Annotated in this window: 1 protein-coding gene; it reads right to left on the reverse strand. The window is 38.4% G+C overall.

Translation table 11 applies throughout. The features are described 5' to 3' along the window. A partial coding sequence (locus tag PSI06_RS21405; protein WP_273605082.1) for a helix-turn-helix domain-containing protein occupies nt 1-229 on the reverse strand: 229 nt, incomplete at both ends.

Consider the following 229-nt stretch of genomic DNA (forward strand, 5'->3'; position numbering starts at 1 on the left):
CTAAACGTTTAATTTTTTGTGCTGGGGTTTCTTTCGATTTAGGCATGTTGGCTATATAAGTTGGTTTAGACCAATCTAATTTACCATGTTTTCGCAGCCATACCAGAACGGTACTGCGGCCTTGAATGCCGTAATGATTTTGCGCTTGTTTATAGGTGAAGTCGCCTTTTTCTACTTGCTCAACAATAGATAATTTAAAGCCTAATGTATAATCTCGCTGAGTACGCTT

Origin of the sequence: Pseudoalteromonas sp. GABNS16E (genome assembly GCF_028598715.1) — a bacterium.
GTDB lineage: Bacteria > Pseudomonadota > Gammaproteobacteria > Enterobacterales > Alteromonadaceae > Pseudoalteromonas > Pseudoalteromonas atlantica.